Origin of the sequence: Streptomyces sp. NPDC000229, assembly GCF_040300825.1 — a bacterium.
GTDB lineage: Bacteria > Actinomycetota > Actinomycetes > Streptomycetales > Streptomycetaceae > Streptomyces.
The window spans coordinates 41,711-59,563 of the sequence record NZ_JBEPEL010000022.1; the positions used below are offsets into that span (position 1 = coordinate 41,711).

25 protein-coding genes and 1 pseudogene are annotated in these 17,853 nt (G+C 69.6%); 22 read left to right on the top strand and 4 right to left on the bottom strand.

Translation table 11 applies throughout. The features are described from left to right. Positions 1-78 precede the first annotated feature (78 nt). The 14 genes and pseudogenes from ABT360_RS14165 to ABT360_RS14230 all read left to right on the top strand — a co-directional run. A pseudogene (locus ABT360_RS14165) lies at positions 79-761 on the top strand (IS5 family transposase); the annotation flags it as partial. A gap of 245 nt (positions 762-1,006) precedes the next feature. After that, positions 1,007-1,201 (top strand): hypothetical protein, encoded by a 195-nt coding sequence (locus tag ABT360_RS14170; protein ID WP_351814823.1) that lies wholly within the window; start codon positions 1,007-1,009, stop codon positions 1,199-1,201. Positions 1,202-1,329: 128 nt separating this feature from the next. Next, positions 1,330-1,578 (top strand): hypothetical protein, encoded by a 249-nt coding sequence (locus tag ABT360_RS14175; RefSeq protein WP_351814825.1) that lies wholly within the window; start codon positions 1,330-1,332, stop codon positions 1,576-1,578. A gap of 446 nt (positions 1,579-2,024) precedes the next feature. Beyond that, positions 2,025-2,528: a hypothetical protein gene (locus ABT360_RS14180; protein ID WP_351814827.1), complete on the top strand. Its 504-nt coding sequence runs from the start codon at positions 2,025-2,027 to the stop codon at positions 2,526-2,528. After that, positions 2,528-2,800 carry a hypothetical protein gene (locus ABT360_RS14185; RefSeq protein WP_351814829.1) on the top strand — a complete coding sequence of 91 codons (273 nt, stop codon included), beginning with the start codon at positions 2,528-2,530 and terminating at the stop codon, positions 2,798-2,800. The genes ABT360_RS14180 and ABT360_RS14185 overlap by 1 nt, the downstream gene beginning before the upstream one ends. Positions 2,801-2,893: 93 nt before the next feature. Beyond that, a complete protein-coding gene (locus ABT360_RS14190; RefSeq protein ID WP_351814830.1) occupies positions 2,894-3,178 on the top strand; it encodes a hypothetical protein in 285 nt (94 codons plus the stop codon). Then, positions 3,175-3,654, top strand: a complete 480-nt coding sequence (locus tag ABT360_RS14195; RefSeq protein WP_351814832.1) for a hypothetical protein — start codon at positions 3,175-3,177, stop codon at positions 3,652-3,654. Before ABT360_RS14190 ends, ABT360_RS14195 begins: the two co-directional genes overlap by 4 nt. After that, positions 3,651-3,860 carry a hypothetical protein gene (locus tag ABT360_RS14200; protein WP_351814834.1) on the top strand — a complete coding sequence of 70 codons (210 nt, stop codon included), beginning with the start codon at positions 3,651-3,653 and terminating at the stop codon, positions 3,858-3,860. The genes ABT360_RS14195 and ABT360_RS14200 overlap by 4 nt, the downstream gene beginning before the upstream one ends. Continuing rightward, complete coding sequence (locus tag ABT360_RS14205; protein WP_351814836.1) at positions 3,857-4,138, top strand: WhiB family transcriptional regulator; 282 nt, start codon at positions 3,857-3,859, stop codon at positions 4,136-4,138. Before ABT360_RS14200 ends, ABT360_RS14205 begins: the two co-directional genes overlap by 4 nt. Further along, positions 4,135-4,725 (top strand): Lsr2 family DNA-binding protein, encoded by a 591-nt coding sequence (locus ABT360_RS14210; RefSeq protein ID WP_351814838.1) that lies wholly within the window; start codon positions 4,135-4,137, stop codon positions 4,723-4,725. The genes ABT360_RS14205 and ABT360_RS14210 overlap by 4 nt, the downstream gene beginning before the upstream one ends. Positions 4,726-4,822: 97 nt before the next feature. Continuing rightward, entirely contained in the window at positions 4,823-5,446 is a 624-nt protein-coding gene (locus ABT360_RS14215; protein ID WP_351814840.1) for a hypothetical protein, read from the top strand. 199 nt (positions 5,447-5,645) lie between these two features. Beyond that, positions 5,646-6,014: a hypothetical protein gene (locus ABT360_RS14220; RefSeq protein WP_351814842.1), complete on the top strand. Its 369-nt coding sequence runs from the start codon at positions 5,646-5,648 to the stop codon at positions 6,012-6,014. A gap of 436 nt (positions 6,015-6,450) precedes the next feature. Next, positions 6,451-7,374 (top strand): class I SAM-dependent methyltransferase, encoded by a 924-nt coding sequence (locus ABT360_RS14225; RefSeq protein WP_351814844.1) that lies wholly within the window; start codon positions 6,451-6,453, stop codon positions 7,372-7,374. Positions 7,375-7,540: 166 nt separating this feature from the next. Continuing rightward, complete coding sequence (locus ABT360_RS14230) at positions 7,541-8,629, top strand: class I SAM-dependent methyltransferase (protein WP_351814846.1); 1,089 nt, start codon at positions 7,541-7,543, stop codon at positions 8,627-8,629. On the opposite strand, the gene ABT360_RS14235 is transcribed toward ABT360_RS14230, so the two are convergent. From ABT360_RS14235 to ABT360_RS14245, 3 genes are all read right to left on the bottom strand, one after another. Continuing rightward, complete coding sequence (locus tag ABT360_RS14235; RefSeq protein ID WP_351814848.1) at positions 8,556-9,377, bottom strand: SDR family NAD(P)-dependent oxidoreductase; 822 nt, start codon at positions 9,375-9,377, stop codon at positions 8,556-8,558. The genes ABT360_RS14230 and ABT360_RS14235 overlap by 74 nt on opposite strands. 590 nt (positions 9,378-9,967) lie before the next feature. After that, positions 9,968-10,315 carry a DUF6233 domain-containing protein gene (locus ABT360_RS14240; RefSeq protein WP_351814850.1) on the bottom strand — a complete coding sequence of 116 codons (348 nt, stop codon included), beginning with the start codon at positions 10,313-10,315 and terminating at the stop codon, positions 9,968-9,970. Positions 10,316-10,357: 42 nt separating this feature from the next. Beyond that, entirely contained in the window at positions 10,358-10,729 is a 372-nt protein-coding gene (locus ABT360_RS14245; RefSeq protein WP_351814852.1) for a hypothetical protein, read from the bottom strand. A gap of 153 nt (positions 10,730-10,882) precedes the next feature. Here ABT360_RS14245 and ABT360_RS14250 point away from each other — a divergent pair, with 153 nt between their 5' ends. From ABT360_RS14250 to ABT360_RS14275, 6 genes are all read left to right on the top strand, one after another. Next, on the top strand, positions 10,883-11,323 hold the full coding sequence (locus ABT360_RS14250) for a hypothetical protein (RefSeq protein WP_351814853.1): 441 nt from the start codon (positions 10,883-10,885) through the stop codon (positions 11,321-11,323). A gap of 340 nt (positions 11,324-11,663) precedes the next feature. Then, positions 11,664-12,572 carry a non-homologous end joining protein Ku gene (gene ku, locus ABT360_RS14255; RefSeq protein ID WP_351814855.1) on the top strand — a complete coding sequence of 303 codons (909 nt, stop codon included), beginning with the start codon at positions 11,664-11,666 and terminating at the stop codon, positions 12,570-12,572. Positions 12,573-12,651: 79 nt separating this feature from the next. Then, positions 12,652-13,068 carry a DUF5958 family protein gene (locus ABT360_RS14260; RefSeq protein WP_351814857.1) on the top strand — a complete coding sequence of 139 codons (417 nt, stop codon included), beginning with the start codon at positions 12,652-12,654 and terminating at the stop codon, positions 13,066-13,068. Between the two features lie 797 nt (positions 13,069-13,865). Then, a complete protein-coding gene (locus tag ABT360_RS14265) occupies positions 13,866-14,378 on the top strand; it encodes a hypothetical protein (RefSeq protein ID WP_351814859.1) in 513 nt (170 codons plus the stop codon). Positions 14,379-14,840: 462 nt separating this feature from the next. After that, a complete protein-coding gene (locus tag ABT360_RS14270) occupies positions 14,841-15,098 on the top strand; it encodes a hypothetical protein (protein WP_351814860.1) in 258 nt (85 codons plus the stop codon). A gap of 8 nt (positions 15,099-15,106) precedes the next feature. After that, the gene (locus ABT360_RS14275) at positions 15,107-15,475 is read left to right on the top strand and encodes a hypothetical protein (protein WP_351814911.1); all 369 of its coding nucleotides are present in this window, start codon (positions 15,107-15,109) and stop codon (positions 15,473-15,475) included. 12 nt (positions 15,476-15,487) lie between these two features. On the opposite strand, the gene ABT360_RS14280 is transcribed toward ABT360_RS14275, so the two are convergent. Then, positions 15,488-15,610, bottom strand: a complete 123-nt coding sequence (locus tag ABT360_RS14280; protein ID WP_351814861.1) for a hypothetical protein — start codon at positions 15,608-15,610, stop codon at positions 15,488-15,490. A 673-nt stretch (positions 15,611-16,283) separates the two neighbouring features. On the opposite strand from ABT360_RS14280, the gene ABT360_RS14285 reads away from it, so the two are divergent. Then, a complete protein-coding gene (locus ABT360_RS14285; protein WP_351814863.1) occupies positions 16,284-16,742 on the top strand; it encodes a hypothetical protein in 459 nt (152 codons plus the stop codon). Positions 16,743-16,808: 66 nt separating this feature from the next. Beyond that, complete coding sequence (locus ABT360_RS14290; protein WP_351814865.1) at positions 16,809-17,852, top strand: DUF6292 family protein; 1,044 nt, start codon at positions 16,809-16,811, stop codon at positions 17,850-17,852. The last annotated feature ends 1 nt before the right edge of the window (position 17,853 follow it).

Genomic DNA, 17,853 nt, shown 5'->3' on the forward strand with positions numbered 1-17,853 from the left:
GATCCAACCACTTCGAAGATCATTTCGTTAGGGGTTCTTAGAGGTCCTAACAGAAGTTGTTGATCAGGTGACCGTCGGCTTCTGTTCGTGCTGCACACCGGCATCCAGTGGGAGTATCTGCCGCAGGAGCTCGGTTTTGGTTCGGGCATGACGTGCTGGCGACGCCTGGCCGCCTGGAACGAGGCCGGCGTGTGGGACCAGCTGCACGTGGTGCTGCTGAAGAAGCTGCGGTCGGCGAAGCAGCTGGACTGGTCTCGGGCGGTGATCGACTCCTCCCATGTGCGGGCGGCCTGCAGGGGCCCAAAAGCGGTCCCAGCCCGGTCGACCGCGTACGGCCGGGCAGCAAACACCACGTCCTTGTCGATGGCCAGGGCGTCCCGCTCGCGGTGTCGCTGACCGGCGGCAACCGCAACGACGTCACCCAACTTCTGCCCCTGCCGGACAAGGTCCCACCCGTGGCCGGCGTCGTCGGACGGCCACGCAGAAGACCGGACATGCTCTTCGCCGACCGCGGCTACGACCACGACAAGTACCGGCGGCTGGTGTGGAAACGCGGTATCCGGCCCGTGATCGCCAAACGCGGACAGCCGCACGGCTCCGGCCTGGGCATCTTCCGCTGGGTCGTCGAGCGCACGATCTCCTGGCTGCACGGCTTCCGCCGCCTGCGCATCCGCTGGGAGAGACGCGACGACATCCACGAAGCCTTCCTCGGCCTCGCCACCTGCCTCATCACCCACCGCCACGTCCAACGCCTTTGTTAGGACCTCTAAGCCTCGGTGGCGAGAAGGACGATCGTCAGCACGCCGTTGGAGCGTTCAGGCTTGCTGCCGAGGCGGTCCCGCCGCGGGGACACAAGAAAACCAGACCCTATGTATGCATACTCTTGAAATGCATACTCGCAGTCTGCATTATTGAGGTGTTGCAAATGTCCGGGGGCGGCTGCCAGGTCGCCAACTCAGCCAGCCACCCCGGGCCCTCCCACCGCCGAACCACTGAAGGGACCATCATGACCCGCAATCTCGACGACTTTGCCAAGGCCCTCAACCAGGTCACTGTCCAGGCCGCCCAGGCCGCCGTCGGCCATGGCAAGGCCAGGGCCCTTCTGCGCGCTTCCGCCAACGGCGACGCCGCCACCGTCCAGCAGATCGCCGCGTCCATGACCACTGTGGAACTCCAGCGCTTCCAGCACCGCCACGGCTGATCCACCTTCCGCCCGGGGACGGCGGCCAGGTCGCCAAACTCAGCCCACCGTCCCCGGGCCTCCCAACCCGCTCCAACCGGAGCAGGGGGCCGGAACCATCGTCCCTCATGTCCGCGAGGAGCAAGAACATGACCCCCCGACCCGACGACATCCAGCAGGCTCGTGAAGAGCTGAAGAAAGCACTTGCCGACGCCAAGGCCAAGCGGGACAAGATCTTCGAAGAGACCGAGAGAGTCCGGGAAGCCGCCGAAGCCGACTACTGGAGGACCGTCGCCGCAACGCTGGATGGCGCCTACCACGGTGCCCGCACCGACGCCGTGGCCGTCCTCGGAGTAACCCGCGACTACATCCTCAAGAAGACCAAGAAGTACAGCTAGCGCACCCACCGCTGGGGCCGGCCGCCAGGTCGCCAACCACTCAGCCGACCGCCCTCAGCACCTCCCACCCAACCAGCTCCAACGAGCCAGCCACGGGCAGGCGTGACCGCCTCCGCGTACCACGCGATGCCAACCCGGACGGCCCGCCTGCCTCTGACGCCGCGCCACCCCGGCTGTCGATCCCCCATGTACAAGGGACAGCCTCCAGCGGCCCTCGGTCTCACCGCGGCCCTGGCCCAGCACCTCACCGCACGGATGACGTCGATCGACATCACCGGCAGCGCCCCCCTTCTCGTTGGCGGCCCGATTGACCTTCGGCACGCCTCGCCTTGTTCCTCTGAGCTGCCCATCCGGCCGTGTTGTCCGGACTGCAAAACCAACTGGCCCGGACGACGCGGGGACCGGACAGCCCGGCCCAGCACTCGCTACCAGAAACGGAGCACCTCGTGACCCCGAACACCCTGACCCGCACGGCGCCCGCGGCCCCCACCGACCGCAGCGACCTGGTCCACGACATCCGCCTGCGCACCGCCGCCGGCACCGGCAACCCGACCCAGGACATCGCCCAGCTGCTCCCCCACATCGAAATGCTCGAGCAGCGCCTGGCCGCTGCCGAGGCCGTCTTCCCCGGCATCACCCAGCTCACCCCCAGCGAGCCGGTCGAGCCGACCATCTACCGCGCCGAGTACGAGCACGGCCAACTGCCGCTGGGCATCTACACCAACCGCGACGCCGCCCGCGCCCACGGCGAGGACCTCCGTACCCGCGAAGGCCTGCCCACCGGCGCGATCCTCACCTGGATCCCCGACTTCGGCGACGCCGAGGCGATCGAGGAGCTGGCCGTGTTCTACCCCGGCGAGGACAACGAGATGGAGGAGGACAGCTCCACGGGCTACCTCATCACCCCTCTCACCCTGACCGCCGTCTACAACCCGGAGGCCGAGGAGTGATGGGCCCGCGCACCGTGTGGGAGATCGACGTCCCCATCGAGCACCGGCAGGACAAGACCCGCAAGGGCGTCCACGTCTTCACCGGCCTGGCCGAGAACGAAGGCGAGGCCATCGCCGCCGCCCTGCGTGCCTGCGAGATCGCCCAGCTGCACGCCATGTCCGGCCAGCCCATCCCCTCCGGCACCAGCCGCGTCGACTGGTCCGCCCGCGGACTGCGCCCCGACTGGGAGCTGCGCTGGGACCGCGCCGAGAAGAAGCAGATCGTCCTCTGACCACGCCCCGGGGCGGCCGCACAAGGCCTGAGAAACCGCCGACCGCCCCGGGCCCCCTCACCCCGCAGCAGCGGAGAAGGGAGAAACCCCATCATGCACGCCCCGACCATCCGACCGCACCGCCGGCAGGGCACCGCCGCGGCCATCATGCGCGCCATCGCCCACCGCAGCCCCCGCCTGAACACCACCCCGGATTCCGTCTGCGAGCGCGAGCAGTGCTTCGTCGCCTGGACCGGCGAAGAGGCCGACTGCTGGAACTGCAGCATGCCCGCCACCCACCGCAGCACCCGGCGCGGCTCCGCCCTCCAGCGGCTCCTGGCCGCCGTCGACGCCCACACCCCCCGCCCCCGCACCTCCCGAAAGGCGGGCTTGGCATGAGCACCCTGAAGTCCCTCATCGACCTCATCGGCGCCCAGGCCCTGGGCGACCACCTCACCGCCGCCGTCCAAGACCTCGTCGACCGCGAGCAGCTCGACCGCGCGGGCGCCTACCAGCGGATCACCGACGCGGCCGACGCCGGCGACCCGGCCGTCCTGGCCGCTACCCGCCAGATGTGGGTCCGCCGCGACGACGTCGACCTCGAAGAGGCCCCCGCCCGGCGGCTGTACATCCTGGAGCGCACCCCTGCCAGCGTCTTCGTCACCTACCTGGACATCGACAGCGACCCGGCGGAGAGCGACCAGGCGGCCCTGCTCCGCCAGGACACCAAGCTGGGTGACGTCGACCAGGGCGACGAACTGCACATCGACGTCTTGGACATGTACTGGCTCGAGGCCTGGGAGCCGTTCGAGCACCTGCTGCCGACCGTGGGCGGCATCGGCAACGTCCGGCCGCAGGGGGAGCGGAAGTCATGACCACCGCCCCGCCTCGCCAGAACGTGACCGCCTGCCGCCAGTGCGCCGGCCGCCCGGCCGCCTTGCTTCAGACCGTCTCCGCCAGCAGGCACGACAACGCCCGCATCGCCGACCACCTGGCCGCCGGCCTCGGCGACGGAGCCCACACCCACGCCGACCGCGACGGCGACATGCACGTGGTCCGCCCGATCGGAACCCCGTCGTGAGCGGCCGCCTCGCCCCCTTCCCCCGCTTCACCGGCGCCGAGCCCTGCCAGGCCCCCGACACCGACCCCGACTGGTGGACCAGCGACGACTCCAACGACCGAGCCGCTGCTCAACTGGCCTGCCGCCGCTGCCCCCTCGCCACACGCGAGGCGTGCCTGGCCTGGGCCATCGACCACCCCACCGACGCCGGCAACGCCATCTGGGCCGGCACAACCCGCACCCGGCGCTCCAAGCTGCGCCGCGAATTCGCCACCACCGTCCCGAAGGAGCCGAAGTGAACGACGCGTACCGTGCCGCCATCGTCGACATGCTCAACAACGGCGCCACCGTCGACGACATCCGCGCGCAGCTGCCCGACGTGACCACGGGCGAGATCGCCGCCATCGCCGAGACCGAGGGACTCACCCAGGCCCACCGCAAGGCCAGCGCATCCCAGATCCCGGACGTCGACCCGCAGCTGGCGCGCGCCCTGGGCGCCCTGGCCTGGGGCGAGAACAGCCATACCGCTTGCATCCGCAACCTTGCCGTCCGCACCCGCGCCGGCCTGAACGAACTCCAGCAGCTCCAGCGCGACGCGGCCGCCATCGAGAAGGCCGAGCAGGAAGTCGCCGAGGCCACCCAGACCCTGACCAAGGCCCAGGCCAAGCTGCGGCACCTGGAGAACGGCGGCAAGGCGACGAAGCCGACCGCCGGCGCCAGCGGCCAGTGCCCGGACGGCAAGCGCCAGCGCAACGAGATCCGGGCCTGGGCCCGCGCCCAGGGGATGGCCGTCTCGCAGGTCGGCTCCATCCCCAAGGACGTCATGGACACATGGAACAACCGGCACCGCAAAGCGGCCGTCCCCGCGCAGCGCCAGGTCGGGTAACCGATGGCCGCCTCACCCGCCGAGCGGACGGCGGCCAGCCGCTCACCGGTACGGGCGGATCACCCCGCCCCGTACCGGCGGCACCGCCGGCTTCGGCGTGTACGCGCCGCTAACCCTCCGGCCGGCGCCCGGTAGGAGGGCGGAGGCGATCGTCACCGCCGCCCGCCCCGCCGCCCAGGCCGCGACCGCCGCGAACGCCCTGCGCCGCGCCGACTGGCTGATGCCGCTGCCGGCCGAAGCCGCGCGCACCTGGCTGCGCGGCCAGTACCAGCAGCACACCGAGGACGACGACCCGCACCCGCCGAACTGCCCGGGCGGCTGCCGCGGATCGGGCTGGGTCATCGAGCCGGTCATCTGGCAGAACGACGGCATCCCCGTCCACGCCGAGCCCGTCGCCTGCCTGCGCGGCGAGGACGACGACCGGCACGCCGCCGACTGCACCAGGTGCCACGGCACCGGCAAGCAGTACGACGCCGAGCGCAGCGAGTACACCCTCTGCAGCGCCTTTTGGCGCCCGGCCGTGCCCGTCGGAGCAGCCGGCACCGAGTCTGGGACCGGTGCCCAGTTGGCGACCTCGGAGCGTCACATACGGGCGCCAGCACCCCATAAAAACAAAGGAGGAGACGAGAGAAGTCGGCTCCCGCACCCAGCAGCGAGACAGGCCCTACTCAAGAGCCGTTGGCCGCGAAACCGCAGGCCACAGCCCTTGAATGGGGCCTGAGTGCTGACCAGAGTGACGGGCGTCGTCGAGGCTTGCGCCCTTAACCCCCACCCCCGCCACTGTGCTGACCGCGCCTCAGCGAAGAAAGCCGGCGCCTCCTGCTGTCTCGCTCCCACCCCGCGACGCAAGCGACGGGAGCAGTCCATGCTCCGGCACCGCATGCCGCCCGGGCACGCCCCGATCCGAAGTGAAGGAACCCATGGCTACCGACCCCAACACCCCGCGCTGCGACGACCAGCATCAGGACGTGCGTGTCTACCTGCTGCTGCTCACCCTCCTCGTCGGCCTGGTGCTCGTGGCAGGCGCGGTCTACCTCAGCTATCAGGCATCCGAAGCTCGCAGCGCCCATCCAGGCCGGCGGATCCGTGGCGGCCGTCCTGGCAGCCTGCGGGGCCATCGCCATCAAGAGGAGGTGACCTGTCAGCCGGGGGGACAAGCAACCGGCACGTGCGCGGTGCACGCCCGTCGCGACTCGAAGGTACCCGGCCGGATCCACCGCAGAGCCTGGGAACCGGCCGCGTCACGGCGAGGCGGCGGGCGGGCTGCCCTCCTGGTCTTTACGGCGTAAAGAACGGTCACTGGCGGCAACGCGCCGGGGACGGACCACCCGCCCGACGCCCAGCGTTGGTGATGCTCGGCCGATGAACACCCCCCAGCCTCTGCGGCCACCGCTGCCCGTCGCGCTCGCCTCGATCGTCCGCACACTGCCGCGCGGCCCGGGCCTCGAACCAGTGGGCTGACTCTGCTGGCGCCAGGCCGGAGGTGCGGGCGGAGTGGCCACCGGGCCAGCTGTCGCACACCGAGTCAACGGGAAGCTGTCGGTGTTCCACGGTCTGGTGAATCATTGTGTGAAGTCATCCGGTATGGGCAGGACGCCCGTTGTGCGAGAGATTCCGGCTGATTCTCGGAGTTGGTATGCGCGGCAGCTGGCCGCTGGGGTGGAGCGGTTCTGGGAGCCGAGGCGAGCCGACTGCCCATGGTGCGGCTCGGAGGCGCTGGTCGCGATGTTGCAGACGGCGGACCACTTTCAGGGGAAGCCTGGCCGGTTCAGTCTGGAGCGGTGTCGCGGCTGCGGGCATATCTTCCAGAATCCCCGGCTGACGCAGGACGGTCTGGACTTCTACTATCGCGACTTCTACGACGGCCACGGCGAGAGGCTGCTGGCATTCGGATTCCGGTCGTTGAAGGCGAGTTACCGCGGTCGGGCCCGGTTGTGTGAAGCCCACGGTGTTGTGCCCACGGCATGGCTTGACGTGGGGTCCGGCTACGGTCACTTCTGCGGCTACGCCCGCCGGCGCTGGCCGGACGCTGTCTTCCACGGGCTGGACCAGGGCGCTGGGATCGATCGGGGGGTGCGGCTGGGCTGGCTGGATCGAGCGCTGCGTGGCCGGTTCGCCGACCTGGCCGGGGAGCTGCCGCAGCAGTACGACGTCGTGAGCATGCACAACTACCTGGAGCACACACGGGATCCGCAGGCCGAACTTGAAGCCGCGCTGCGGGCACTGGCGCCCGGCGGCCATCTGCTTCTGGAGCTGCCGGATCCGCAATGGCCCATGGCCCGGCTGATGCGAGGCCGGTGCCTGCCCGTGTGGTGCCAGCCACAGCACCAGCATCTGATCCCTGCGGAGAATCTTGCCAAGGCGCTCACCGACCGGGGCCTGGTGGTACTGGGCCAAGAGCGGGGCTCGGCCCACCAATGGTTCAGCGAGCTGTCGCCTCTGGTGTTCTTCGGCTGCGTGAAGGCCGACCCTGATGCGCCGTGGCAGCCCAAGGCCTCCCCGGCGCGACGGGCAGCGTGGCCGGCCATGGTGGCTGCAGCGGCACTGGCGATGCCGGCCGCTCTCGCCTTTGACGCTCTTGTCGTGCTTGCCGCCCGGCTGGGCAACCGAGGCAACGCCTATCGGCTGCTGGCTCGAAAGCCGGGCTGACATGGCCCCGAGCGGCAACCCTAAGGCCCCGTACAGCATCGAGGGTCTGCCCGTCGAAAGTCCCGCGTCTCCAGCAGACCCCCGCCACGGCTCCGCCGACGCGAGCATGCCGCCCAGTGCGGGCGAGCGCTCTCTGGCCAGTGATCGGGCCTGGTATGCGCGGGAGATGGCCGCCGGGGTGGCGCGGTTCACCGAACCGCGCCGGGCGGACTGTCCCTGGTGTGGCTCCACCGCGCTGGCCGTGCTGCTGTCCACAAGCGACCGCCTGCAGGCAAAGCCCGGGCGGTTCACGCTTGAGGAGTGCCAAGGGTGCGGTCACGTCTTTCAGAATCCCCGGCTGACGCAAGAGGGCCTGGACTTCTACTACCGCGACTTCTACGACGGCCACGGCGAGGCGTTGTGGGACTTCAACTTTCGGCGCCTTCTTGGGGCCTATCGCGGCCGGGTAGGCCTGTGTGCGGCCCACGGTGTCGAGCCGACGGCGTGGCTGGACGTCGGGGCAGGCCATGGCCACTTTTGTGACTCCGCCCGGTCCCGCTGGCCGCACGCAGTCTTCGACGGGCTGGACCAGGGGGACGGCATCGAGCGGGGAGTCGAACGAGGCTGGCTCGACCAGGCACATCGCGGACGTTTCACCGACCTGGCCGGTGAGCTGGCGGGACGTTACGACGTGGTGAGCATGCACCACTATCTGGAGCACACCCGCGACCCGTACGCCGAGCTCGACGCCGCGGCGCGGGTGCTGGAAGCGGGCGGGCACCTGCTGATCGAGGTACCCGATCCGCAATGGCCGGTGGCACGCCGGCTGGGGCGTCACCAGCTCCTGCTGTGGAATCAGCCGCAGCACCAGCACTTGATCCCCGACCGGAACCTCATCCACGCGCTGGAAGCACGCGATTTCGAGGTCGTGGCGGTGCAACGCGGGGCCGCCCACATGTGGGGAGCGGAGCTGGCCAGCCTGCTGTTCTTCACTTGCATACAAGCCAACCCCCGCGCTCCGTGGAAGCCAGAACCGTCCCCGTGGCGCCGGTGGGGTGCGTGGCCAGCGCTGATGGTCGGAGCCGCACTGGCCATGCCGGCAGCCGTTGCCTTCGACTCACTGTGCGCTCTGGCGGCCCGTCTGGTCGACCGGAGCAACACCTACCGGGTACTGGCACGCAAGCGCGCCCATCCTGCCGCCCCTACGGCCGACGGGCAGGACGAGGCGTTGGGCGGCTGGAGCGAGCCACCAGGTGGTGCAAGAGGGCGGGGCTGACTGCTGCGAGCACGTCGGTGACGCGGTAGGCACGGGGAACGCACACCTGCAGGCGCGGGCGGTCGAGCAAAGCGGTCACCGCCCGGGCCACCCGTTCCGGCGCCACCAGGCGTCGTTCAAACCGCTCGCGCAGCCTGTCCAGCGGCGGGTGAGCGAAGAACGGCGTGTCCACCAGACCAGGGTGAACGATGCTGAAATGCACCCCGCTGCCTTGGTGCTCGGCAGCAAGGGTCTCCGTCAGCGACGCCAGGGCCGCCTTCGCGGCCGCGTACCCGCTATGTCCCCATGGGCCCATCTTCGCCGACATGGACCCGATGTTGATGACGTGACCACCCCCGCGAGCAAGCATCGACGGCAGCACCGCATGAACCAGCGCAGCAGCCGCGAAGTAGTGCACGAGCATCAGACCGTGCAGCTCTTCGGGTGTGCATTCCAGGAACGGCTTATACAGCCCGTGCCCCGCGCAGTTCACCAGAACATCCACCGCCCCCAGCTCGCGAAGCAACTCGGAAAGGTCACCCAAGTCACGCCGGGAGGAAAGGTCCACTGCCACCGCGGTACTCGGTGCCCACCGACCCAGCTCCTGCACCACGCACCGCAGTTCCTCCTCCCGGCGGGCAATCAGCACGGTGCGATAGCCCCTGCGTGCCACAGCCCGGGCGATCTCACGCCCGATCCCACCAGAACCACCTGAAACGACTGCCAGCTTGCCCTCACCAGCCGCGCCCCGGGCCTCGGACCGCATCATGCGCCGACGCAAGGCAGTGGCACCGTCTGCCGGCGGCCTCGTTTCAGGTCCTGTCCAGCGCACCCTCTGTGCTCCCGCACACCCGGCCAGCCCGGTCGCGCCATGAAGCCGGTATCCGCCGCGCCAGCACCACCCCGCCGGTCCGGCCGCTGCGCGAATGACCGGGCCCTGCGACCGCCGTTCGAAAGCATCTGTATCCCCACCCCGCTGTCGCGCATCACTCAAACAGCCCAACGACTGCACTGCCCACCGGCAACGGGGCGCGATGAGCACGGTGTGCACTGCCGGGGCCCGCCTCTACTGCGAGGAAATGGGATGGAAGGTGGAACCAGCCCGGTGACGACGCGAGGGTTCAGCGGTTGCCCCCTCCAGGAGTCCGCGAACCCGCGTACTTCCGCCTTCGATCTCTTGCATCGTGCCGACACCGATCTGACTGCGTGGCCATACCGGCGCCGGCGTGGCGCTGGAGAAGCTGCGCATCTACCGAGGCCTCGGCCGACAGGCCGAAGCCTGCACCGGGTGCGACGCCGCCGCCTGGCTGACATCGCTGGTCTGAGCGCGGAGCTCCCTCCTTGCCCAGGAGGCGCGCTCTACCCTTCGATCATGCCGAGCTCAGTGTCTGGCCTGCACACCGCGCAGGCCTCGACCGAGTCGGCCAGGGCCCGCCGAGCCATCTGCTCTGAGGCCCCTGCCGCACCTTTGCCGGCGAGCGCGCACGTGCCGACGTGGACTGCCACCGGGGTGCGGGAGGCGTCCAGGCCGCGCTGGATCCGGTACGGCGGCGGAGGCGGGGGAGCGGTCCGCTGCTGGATCTCGCGCCGGCGGGCTTCGGCTGCGCGCGCCTGCCGGACGTACATGAGCTGCACGGTCAGGTACGTCTCGATGTCGGCCAACCGATCGTCGTCCGGTGGATACGGCGGTGGCAGCGGGTCGGACACGGCGTCGGTCCTGTCGGATTCGTCGTACGAGGGGGCGGGCCGTCAGGCGGCTTCGGTGATATCAGGGGCCAGCGTGGTTGGCGCCCGTGTGACCTGCTTCAGCTCCGTGCGAGCCTGGGCACGTTTCTCCGTCTCGACCTCTGCCCAGAAGGGGTGGCCGCTGACCGCCAGGGACAGCTCCAGGCACCGCTTACGGAGCCGGGCGACGGCTTCCTTCTCCTCCTCGGTCCAGCCGGGGCTGGCCTCCCGGCCGCCGGCGACCTCGTCGGTGTGCGGGTGCTTCGTTCCCGGCCAGCCCGGCATCGGCTCCACACTCCACGGAAGCCGGTCACACAGGGCGGCCAGCTCGGCAGTGGCCTGGTGAAGGCGGGTCTGCGCCGCACGCAGGTCTTCGGGGAATGCAGTTTCAGCCATGACCGAATCATACGCCTGTTCGATTACCTGGGATGGGGGACGCGCCCTGCCCCCCGCCTGGTCACCCGTGAGGGTGCTGATGTGCCGTCTCGGCGCCCGTCAGCCGTGCGCCCTCGTTTATCAAGGCCACTGCCGATCGACCAGGGAGGCTGCATGAGCGCAATGGCGGGACGTACCGAGAAGGGGTTGTTGCTCGCGGCGGCGGTCGCCGTGGCAGTCTCCACGACGGTGGCCCCGGTGTCGGCCGCCTCCTTCGTCGACAAGCGCACGAACGCCTGCACGCCTGGATGTGGCTACGGCATCGTGGTGAAGTACTGGTACAAGAAGGGCTCGAACCAGCGCGGTGTGGGCTGGGTGTACGCGTCCAAGGGGTCAGTGAAGAAGGGCCGCGGCTACTACGCCCGCTGGCTCTACCAGAAGCCCGGCAAGCCGATGCGGACTGGCCAGAGCTGGACCAAGGGCAGGGCCGTCGGCGACTTCAACGAGGTCTCCTGGGGCAAGGACGGGCACACCGGCCCGCAGTTCCCCAAGAACACGAAGATTTGCATCCAGTACAAGGGCGTTGCCACCCAGCTGTGCCGGACCCTGGCCTAGCCCGCCCGGCAGGCCGTCGTTGCTGGGGGCGCTGGAAGTCGCTGACCGGTATGGGACGACCGGCGGACGACCGACAGGTATGCATCCGGTCCGTATGTTCAGCTCGGGTGCCGGAACGTTCATCCGGTGAACCTCCCGGCCCGCATGAGTGATACCCAAAGAATCAGCCCCGCCACGTGCCCTCGCCTCCCGCGCTCTGGAGCGAGGGCACAGGCGCGTCGCGGCACTGCCGCCGCTCGCTCCGGTCCACCAGCGACCAGCTGAGTGCTTGTTCTCGCGCAACATGTCGCGCCGTCTTACGCTGGTCGTCCACCCAGGGGGGCGTCCTGGGAGGTGCCCGATGCCACGGCCCGTCTGGAGCGGCGCGATCTCGTTCGGTCTCGTGACCATCCCCTGCAAGGTCCTGAGCGCGACCGAGGACCACAGCATCAGCTTCAAGCAGGTCCACCTTGAGGACATGGGCCGCATCCGCTACCGCAAGGTGTGCGAGCTCGACGGCAAAGAGCTGTCCCAGGACGAAATCGGAAAGGGCTACGAGCTGGGCAAGGACAAGGTCATCCCCATCTCGGACGCCGAGCTCCAGACCATGCCGCTGCCGACCGCGAAAGCGATCGAGGTGGTCGCGTTCGTGCCAGCTGACAGCATCGACCCCATCCGCATCTCCGACAGCTACTACTTGGCCGCCGACGGTCAGGTGGCGGCCAAGCCATACCGCCTTCTACAGCAGGCCCTGGAGCGGGCAACGAAAGTCGCGATCGCCAAGTATGCGTGGCATGGGCGGGAGCGCCTGGGCCTCCTACGGGTCCAAAAAGGGGCGATCGTTTTGCATTCGATGAGGTGGCCGGACGAGATCCGTGACCCGTCCGAGCTCGCGCCGGGCGCGGTGGACATCGGCGACAGCGAGATTGACGGCGCGGTCGCCCTCATCGACGCCATGACGACCGACGACCTTACCCAGTTCCACGACGAGTACCGTCAGGCGCTCGAGGAGGTCATCCACGCGAAGGTCGACGGGCGTAAGCCAGAGCAACCCACGGCCGCGGGTGAGCCAACCGGTGAGGTCGTGGACCTCATGGCCGCCCTCAACGCCTCCGTGGAGAAGGCCCGAGCGTCCCGGGGTGAGGATGCCACCGTGCACGACATGCCGAAACGGGCCTCGAAGAAGACGGCAGCGAAGAAGCAGGCTGCCAAGAGAACCACGAAGACCCCGGCGAAGAAGACGGCACCCCGGAAGAAGCGCGCCTCCTAGTACTCCAGTCATACTTCGCGATCTGGTTCGATGGCCCTCCGGGGGCTACTAGCCTCAGCCGAATCGGGGAGGCTGGCGGATGGAGGAGCGCACGGTCATGTTGAACGAGCTCGCGCAGGGGCTGCGCCCAATCGGGCAGGGCGTCGACTGGTTCGAAGCCCTGACCACCGAGGGCCAGTTCGAGGTCCTCCGGGATCTGGGCGGGCACTGCATCCAAGCGCGCGCGACGGAGGAGGACGGGCCCGAGAGTGTGCGGCTCGCCGGTATCCGGCCGACGCATACCCCGGCGGTGCTGATCACGCGTGGGCAGTTGGCCGGTCAGCTGACAAAGATCATCAATCTCCCGCAGGACGAGCGTGTGAAGGCGTTTCGGCTGTTGGTCGCGCTGCTTGGGGTGGCTGACAAGCGCCGCCGGGAGCGGTTCTGCGCCGACGGATGCACCCATGCCTGGCACCAACTGGCGGCAAGGGCCGATACGGAGACGGCCACCGCGTGATCATCGGAGGTTGTGTGGACTTCCGAAGATGGTGCGATGGCCGCGAGCCAGTCGTGCTGACCACCGCCCAGCCCGCGAACTCGCCAGTCAACGGGGCGTGCGGGCGGGTTGCGGCGGGCGGCCGGCGGCGAGAGCGCGAGGGCGGCATACAGGTTCAACACCTCGATGCGCGGCTGGTCACTGACGTGTCCCCCGCATGGCGCAGCGTGCCATCTCGCAGACCGCTGTACCTCGTTGAGCAGCACCAGACGGGCCGGATCGGGCCCGGGACAGGAGCTTTGACGTGGCTGTGAGCCGTACGAGGAAAAAGAAGAAGAACCAGAACCGGACCACCCCGGTGTGGGAGGGGCAGACCGTGTACGCGGCAGGCCACGGCGTAGCCGCGTCCGGCGGCCCTTCGCGCAGGATTATGGAGGCGGGGCATCGGGTCGCCGAGGCCGATCGCGGGTGGTTCGACAGGCACCCGGGCATGTCGGTCCGCGTACGCAAGGCGCTGCCCGGCGAGCATGACCACCGTGCGTTCGGCCCGGAGCCTCTCGCGCCGAATCAGAAGATCGCCGTGGTGGTGGTGCAGCCCGCGGCCGGGCGCCGCACCCGCATTCCCTTCAAGGTCGTCACCGTGCCTACGGTCGGCGCGCAAATTGGGAGAGCAGCGACAAGACGGTCCCCATGGCTACTGCGGGCGGCCAGGTCATCGACGGCCTCGCCCTGTGGCGCGTCCTCCAGACACGGAGTTGACCACGGCGGTCTCCTCGGGCTGATCACGACTGTCGGTGGTCACCGATACCCTCTGCGTTATGGGCCTCGATGATGCGATAGCTGCCGCCCGGCGTAGGGCCGAGTGGATGGACACCCATCAACGGCAGGAAGCTGACCGGCAGGATCGGGAACGTAAGGAAGCCGCCGAGCTACTGGCCGAGGCAGTCCGGAGGCTGGTTCCCTACGGGAGCGGAACCTACGCCAGGATGCGCCGTTCCACCTTTGGTCGGTACCGCGGTCCTGGCGGCCACCGCTACACCGAGGCCGAGCGGCAGCGCTGCTGGCTCCTGGTTTCCCGACAGAGCACGCACCCGCAGAACGGGCAGTGGTACGACTCGCCGATCCTGCTTGTGGAGAACGCCACCGCCGTGCAGGTGTGGCTGGACTTCCAGAGTACGGAGCCCGATCAGTACATCTCCTCGCTGGAACCGAAAGCTGTCGGCCTCGACGGCGCCTCTCTGACGCTGGGGGAAGCGAACAGGAAGGGGTGGGTGAACGAGCTGAAAGAACACCTGGCCCAGACCGTAGTCCGTTACGAACGCGGCCAGTGACACGTTCTGCTTTGATCCGCCAGTCCGACGGCGGTGAACACCGTGACGTTGTAGTTCACACCGCTCCTTCGCCGAACACGCATCGCACCTGATAGGGGAAGAACTCCGGCAGGACCGGTCAGCGGGCGAGGCCGGACCGTTGAGGCCAGCGGAACGATCAGGTGGTGAGCGCCGGCTGCGGGGCCCTGCGCGGCGGGCGTTCACAGTGAGGCCGTCCACGCGTCACCGCCGAAGGGACGCGGACGGGCGTCGGCCCTCCCGTGGGGAGGCCGGGAGGGGCGACGCGGCCCGCGCCAAGGTGACCTGGGGAGCCAGGGCGGCGGCCTCAAATCGGGGATCGCCGTTGGTGCAGCATTGCACTGGTTTCAGCCACACAACAGCCTGATGACTGAATCCAGCGCCCCGCAATACCATGGGTACGGGTACGTACCCGTACCCTGCCTGTGTGGAGGGAGCCCGATGATGCCTGACGCCAATGTCCGCATTCCCGAAGAAGCCCGCGACCGGCTCGCCGCCATAGCTGCGGCGGAGGGCATGTCGCTGCGCGCCTACCTGGCCCGGCTCGCCGAAACCCTGCTCACCCCGGACGAGCGTGCCGCCCGGGCCGAGCAGGCCAAGGCCGCGTTGGAACAGTGGAACGGCTACGCGCCTACCCCCGCTGAGGAGCAGGACCTCGACAGCGAGCTGGACCGCCGACTGGCCCAGGCGGCCGCCCGGTGAGCGATGCCATGCACATCGTCCTGGACGACACCGCGATGGCCGCGGCCGGCCAGGGCAACGTTCTCGCCTCGCGCCTCATCCACCGTGCCCACGCCCAGGCCGACTGGTACCTGTACGCCCCCGCGTGCGCGCTCGTGGAAGCCGATCGGGCCCGGCCCGGCACGGCGGAACACCTGGCCGCACTGCCGGGCATCACGGTGCTCGACTTGGACCTTCCGGCCGCTTTGGCTGTGGCGCGGCATGACACCTGGGCGGCGGCACACTGCCAGTACGTAGCCCAGCCGACTCCGGACCGTCCCGATGGCGCGATCATCGCCACCACCGCGCCCGACCGGTGGATCGGTGAGCCGGTTCGTGTCCTGGATCTGACGCCCTGACCCTTTAACTGGTTACCGGTCGGTGCGGAGGTGCGTTCGGCGGGTCTGGACGAGCTGCAGCCACCGGGCGCGGACCGTCTCAAGGCCGTCGAGCCAGTGGGCGGAGGAGCCGTCGGGCAGGCGGAGGCCGGCCATGAAGTGGGCGATGTCGGCGTAGTAGGCGTAGTCGCCTGTCCCGGCGAGTTGGCGCAGCCGGTTGATGACGAGGCGAACCTTGTCCTCCTCGCCCTGGACGGCGTAATGGAAGGCGAGGGCCAGTTCGAGGACGGCTTCGGCCGCGGTGATGCCGGTGCCGCGGATCTCGGCGCGCAGCGCCCGGGCTGTTTCCAGGCCGCGCAGTGCACCGGCGTCCCGGATGAGCGCGGCGATACGACGTCCCTATCTCTCACCGTTTCTCCTGGGCGGCCACGAGCGTCTCCCTGCTGATCCGCAAGTCGTGCTCTGCGTACATGTCTTCGTGTGCTGGCCAGCCGCCAGACCCGACTAAACAACTATAACATGTAAGCGTCACGTCGCTGGGTGTGGCGCGGGGTGTGGAGGCCGGCAGGGGCGGCTCGGTGCCTCGAGGGCACGCAAAAGGCCGACGCCCAATCCGCCGAAGCGGGTGGCAAGGGCGCCGGCCAACCGAAAACACACACTCCGCGGGAGAACCCGAGAGGCGGTCTCGTTAGCGAGTGTATCGGCCCGTCACCACATTCGGTACGTCCTTCCTTCCTTGCCGAGGATGACGCAAAGGGGTTATTGTTGTCTCGCTGGTGTGTCGTGGCAGCACGCCGGCACCGAACACACCTCACGCAAGGAGCAGCTCATGCCCGTCTACCTCGCCCGGCGAGATGCCGACCACCACGTCCAGGAGCTCCAAGCCCCCGGCGTCGTCGACGCCGCCGAGCGCGCCGCCTTCGACAGCGCGCAGCTGGCCTGGCCGGCCAGCGCCGCGGCCGCGTCCGCCGAACTCGCTGAGCTCGCCCGCGACCTGGCCGACGCCAACGTCATCGTGCAGTGGCACCCCGACGGCCTCGTCCTGCCGGACCTCGCCTCGGGCCCCGGCGACACCGCCGGTATCCGCGTCCGCGCCACCGGCCGCGCCCCGCACGCCCTGTACGTCATCACCGCCGCCACCGCCCTGGTCCCGCTCACCCACGCTGCCGGCGCCCTCACCTTCCTCCAGCGGTTCATCGACGCCGCCGCCCGCAGCTGCGACGGATGCGGCGCCGAGCCCGGCGAGCCGTGCCTGCCGAACTGCCTGCCGGACCCCTCAACCACCTGAATCGCCCGCTCCGGCGGGGCGCTGACACCGGCGCCCCGCCCGCCCCCTGATGGAGATACGAAGAAGATGATTCGCGCCGGACGCCTCAAGTACGTGCAGACGATGGCCGACCTGGCTGCCGCTGTCGGCAAGCCGCTGGGCACCTTCCGCAACACCAAGCCGTACGAGCAGGAGGGGCACCCCGCCCCCATCAGCTCGCCCGACGCGCGGGCCAAGCTGTGGGACAGCGAGCAGACGAAGGCCTTCTGGGCTGGCGAACCCGTCCCCGCCCTGCCGGACGTCGATGACGACGAAGACCTGCTGGACCGCCACGAGGCCGCAGCCGAGGTCGGCGTCTCGCCGGCCAGCTGGAACAAGTACAAGAGCGACCCGAAGCTGACCGAACACGTCGTCCTGGTCCCGAAGGAGAACGGCACAGAGCACTGGCCGCGCCGCGTCGTGCGCCAGTTCAAGGAATCCCGCCCCGGCCGCGGCGCCGGCGGCGGACGCCGCACCGGCAGCGGCGACATGATCCCGCGCGATCAGATCCTGCCGCGGATCGCCGAGCTGCTCGACGACAACCCCGCGATCACCGTCACCGAAGTCGCCGACACCCTGGGCGTCGCCAAGTTCCCCACCGCCCAGGCCGGCCTCGCGCAGGTCCGCGGCCGGCGCATCGCCGACTCGGTCGAGGCCGAGCCCCAGCTCACCCCGCTCGACGCCGCCGAGCGCCTCGGCTACCCCACCGTCACCCACCGCGGCGCCGTGGCGATCGCCGAGGCCGAGCTGCGAACCCGCCGAGCACGCCCCTACCTGCAGAAGGTGGCCGACGCCCTGACCGAGGCCGGCGCCGCCGAGCCGGTCCAGGTCGAGGTGCGCCAGCTCACCGACGAGCACCTGGCCGCCGCCGTCCCGCTCACGACCGGCCAGAGTTCGCCGGCGCTGGTGTGGGACGAGCGGTACGGATGGCGCACCGCGACAAGCCGGCGCCACCCGATCGGCAAGGACACCGGCACGCCTCCGGAAGGCGAGGGCATCCGCTACCTCGGCAGCAGCATCCGCCCGGAGCCGGCCGAGCTCCTCGAGCAACTCGCCGACGGCCGCAAGGGATCCAAGCGCCCCAAGGTCTGAG

Excerpts from the sequence above, each read along its gene's own strand:
- ABT360_RS14170 (WP_351814823.1), top strand. The coding sequence starts at position 1,007 with ATGACCCGCAATCTCGACGACTTTGCCAAGGCCCTCAACCAGGTCACT.
- ABT360_RS14175 (WP_351814825.1), top strand. The coding sequence starts at position 1,330 with ATGACCCCCCGACCCGACGACATCCAGCAGGCTCGTGAAGAGCTGAAG.
- ABT360_RS14185 (WP_351814829.1), top strand. The coding sequence starts at position 2,528 with ATGGGCCCGCGCACCGTGTGGGAGATCGACGTCCCCATCGAGCACCGG.
- ABT360_RS14190 (WP_351814830.1), top strand. The coding sequence starts at position 2,894 with ATGCACGCCCCGACCATCCGACCGCACCGCCGGCAGGGCACCGCCGCG.
- ABT360_RS14195 (WP_351814832.1), top strand. The coding sequence starts at position 3,175 with ATGAGCACCCTGAAGTCCCTCATCGACCTCATCGGCGCCCAGGCCCTG.
- ABT360_RS14200 (WP_351814834.1), top strand. The coding sequence starts at position 3,651 with ATGACCACCGCCCCGCCTCGCCAGAACGTGACCGCCTGCCGCCAGTGC.
- ABT360_RS14220 (WP_351814842.1), top strand. The coding sequence starts at position 5,646 with ATGGCTACCGACCCCAACACCCCGCGCTGCGACGACCAGCATCAGGAC.
- ABT360_RS14225 (WP_351814844.1), top strand. The coding sequence starts at position 6,451 with ATGTTGCAGACGGCGGACCACTTTCAGGGGAAGCCTGGCCGGTTCAGT.
- ABT360_RS14230 (WP_351814846.1), top strand. The coding sequence starts at position 7,541 with ATGGCCGCCGGGGTGGCGCGGTTCACCGAACCGCGCCGGGCGGACTGT.
- ABT360_RS14235 (WP_351814848.1), bottom strand. The coding sequence starts at position 9,377 with ATGATGCGGTCCGAGGCCCGGGGCGCGGCTGGTGAGGGCAAGCTGGCA.
- ABT360_RS14245 (WP_351814852.1), bottom strand. The coding sequence starts at position 10,729 with ATGGCTGAAACTGCATTCCCCGAAGACCTGCGTGCGGCGCAGACCCGC.
- ABT360_RS14250 (WP_351814853.1), top strand. The coding sequence starts at position 10,883 with ATGAGCGCAATGGCGGGACGTACCGAGAAGGGGTTGTTGCTCGCGGCG.
- ku (WP_351814855.1), top strand. The coding sequence starts at position 11,664 with ATGCCACGGCCCGTCTGGAGCGGCGCGATCTCGTTCGGTCTCGTGACC.
- ABT360_RS14260 (WP_351814857.1), top strand. The coding sequence starts at position 12,652 with ATGGAGGAGCGCACGGTCATGTTGAACGAGCTCGCGCAGGGGCTGCGC.
- ABT360_RS14265 (WP_351814859.1), top strand. The coding sequence starts at position 13,866 with ATGGGCCTCGATGATGCGATAGCTGCCGCCCGGCGTAGGGCCGAGTGG.
- ABT360_RS14270 (WP_351814860.1), top strand. The coding sequence starts at position 14,841 with ATGCCTGACGCCAATGTCCGCATTCCCGAAGAAGCCCGCGACCGGCTC.
- ABT360_RS14275 (WP_351814911.1), top strand. The coding sequence starts at position 15,107 with ATGCACATCGTCCTGGACGACACCGCGATGGCCGCGGCCGGCCAGGGC.
- ABT360_RS14280 (WP_351814861.1), bottom strand. The coding sequence starts at position 15,610 with ATGGCCGGCCTCCGCCTGCCCGACGGCTCCTCCGCCCACTGGCTCGAC.
- ABT360_RS14285 (WP_351814863.1), top strand. The coding sequence starts at position 16,284 with ATGCCCGTCTACCTCGCCCGGCGAGATGCCGACCACCACGTCCAGGAG.
- ABT360_RS14290 (WP_351814865.1), top strand. The coding sequence starts at position 16,809 with ATGATTCGCGCCGGACGCCTCAAGTACGTGCAGACGATGGCCGACCTG.